The organism is Micrococcus sp. LASM2_SD2, assembly GCF_057364565.1.
On record NZ_JBNFOB010000310.1, the window covers coordinates 1 to 2,142 of the forward strand.

General features: G+C 74.5%; 1 protein-coding gene and 3 pseudogenes. All 4 read left to right on the forward strand.

What is annotated here, in order from left to right; genetic code table 11:
• Window positions 1-19: 19 nt before the first annotated feature.
• Window positions 20-64 (forward strand): annotated as a pseudogene (locus AC2W7A_RS11800) (hypothetical protein); the annotation flags it as partial.
• A 73-nt stretch (window positions 65-137) separates the two neighbouring features.
• Window positions 138-506: a hypothetical protein gene (locus AC2W7A_RS11805; protein WP_485991512.1), complete on the forward strand. Its 369-nt coding sequence runs from the start codon at window positions 138-140 to the stop codon at window positions 504-506.
• Window positions 503-1,654 (forward strand): annotated as a pseudogene (gene mnmA / locus AC2W7A_RS11810) (tRNA 2-thiouridine(34) synthase MnmA). Before AC2W7A_RS11805 ends, mnmA begins: the two are co-directional and overlap by 4 nt.
• A gap of 43 nt (window positions 1,655-1,697) precedes the next feature.
• Window positions 1,698-2,063 (forward strand): annotated as a pseudogene (locus tag AC2W7A_RS11815) (chorismate mutase); the annotation flags it as partial.
• Window positions 2,064-2,142: the final 79 nt, after the last annotated feature.

Sequence of the window (2,142 nt, forward strand, 5' to 3'; positions counted from 1 at the left end):
CCATGTGGGCCACGAGTTCATGAACGTCCACTTCCTGCTCACCGGCTTCGTGTTCGCGCTGGTGATGGTGGGGGCTGACCCGCTGCCGAACCGCCCGCCCTATCCGATCCGCCTGGGCCGGCTGCGCCGAGAAGCTGTTGGCCGTCGTCGAGGACCACCCGGGGGCGTCCGTCACCGGGCCGCGGGACGTGGACCCGGCCATGGGCGAGCCCCTGGAGCCGGGCACCCGGAGGCTGCCGGGCAACGTGCACCTGGTGGTGGACGGCGGCTCGGCCGACGCCCTGCTGTTCGCCCTGGACATGGCCGGTGTGGACAGCTCCTCCGGCTCGGCGTGCACCGCCGGGGTGGCCGAGCCGTCCCACGTGGTGCTCGCGCTGGGACGGCCCGAGGCCGACGCCCGCGCCACCGGCCGACTCACACTCGGCCACACGACCACCGAGGCGGACGTGGAGGCGCTGATCGCCGCCCTGCCCGCCGCCCTCGACGCCGCAGGAGGCACCCGATGAAGGTCCTGGCCGCCATGTCCGGGGGAGTGGACTCCGCCGTCGCCGCGGCGCGTGCCGTGGACGCCGGACACGAGGTCGTCGGCGTGCACCTGGCGCTGTCCCGCATGCCCGGCACCCTGCGCACCGGCTCCCGCGGCTGCTGCACCATCGAGGACGCCTCCGACGCCTGGCGCGCCTGCGAGCGCCTCGGCATCCCCTACTACACGTGGGACTTCTCCGAGCGGTTCAAGGCGGACGTGGTGGACGACTTCGTCGCCGAGTACGCCGCCGGCCGCACCCCGAACCCCTGCATGCGCTGCAACGAGAGGATCAAGTTCGCCGCCCTGCTCGAGCGCGCCCTGCAGCTCGGCTTCGACGCCGTCTGCACCGGCCACTACGCCGCCGTCCGGCCCGGCCCGGACGGGACGCCGGAGCTGCACCGCGCCGCGGACGACGCCAAGGACCAGTCCTATGTGCTGGGCGTGCTCACCGCCGAGCAGCTGGAGCACTGCCTCTTCCCGCTCGCGGACACCCCCTCCAAGGAGCTCGTGCGCGCCGAGGCCGCCGAACGCGGGCTCTCCGTGGCGCAGAAGCCGGACTCCCATGACATCTGCTTCATCCCGGACGGGGACACCCGCGGCTGGCTCGCCGAGCGCATCGACCTGGAACCTGGCGAGATCCGCGGCGCCGACGGCGAGCACCTCGGCACCCACACCGGCGCCCAGGCCTACACCGTGGGCCAGCGCAAGGGCCTGGCCATCGGCCGCCCCGCCCCGGACGGCAAACCCAGGTTCGTGCTGGAGGTGCGGCCGAAGGAGAACACCGTGGTGGTCGGCGGCCGCGAGCTGCTGGACGTGGACCGCATCGAGGGCGTCCGCCCCACCTGGGCCGGGGCGCGCTGCCCGAGGCCGCGGCGGGGGACTGGTTCGACTGCGAGCTGCAGTTCCGCGCCCACGGGGAGATCGTCCCCGCGCGTGCGCAGGTGGTCGCCGACGGCGAGCGTTGGCTGATCCGCCCCGAGGACCCGCTGCGCGGGGTGGCGCCCCGGCCAGACCGCGGTGCTCTACCGCGGCACGCGCGTGCTCGGCCAGGTCACGATCGACCGGGCCCGCAACCGGGCACTGGACGAGGCGGCCGACGGGGCAGCGGCCGACGGGCCCGCGCAGTGAGACGGGTGCGACCGGGAGCGGCGACGTGCGTAGGGTGGCGTCCATGAGCGCGCCGTACGACCCCCACGCCAGCTCCCTGGCCGGCTCCACGGACCCGGCGGTCCTCGAAGAGCTCTACGCCATCCGCGGGAGCATCGACAACATCGACGCCTCCCTGGTCTACCTGCTCGCCGAGCGGTTCAAGTTCACGCAGCGCGTCGGCCGGCTCAAGGCCGAGCACGAGCTGCCGCCCTCGGACCCCGGGCGCGAGACCGCGCAGATCGCGCGACTGAAGGCGCTCGCCGAGGACGCGGACCTGGAGCCGGAGTTCGCCGCCAAGTTCCTCAACTTCGTCATCGCCGAGGTGATCCGCCACCACCAGGCGCTCGCCGACCAGGACGCCGGCGGCCAGGACTCCGGCGGGCAGGACGGGCAGTGCCTGAGGCCTCCGACCGTGTGCGGGCCCTGGCTCGGCGGCACCTGGGGCGGGGCGGGGACGCGGCCGAGGC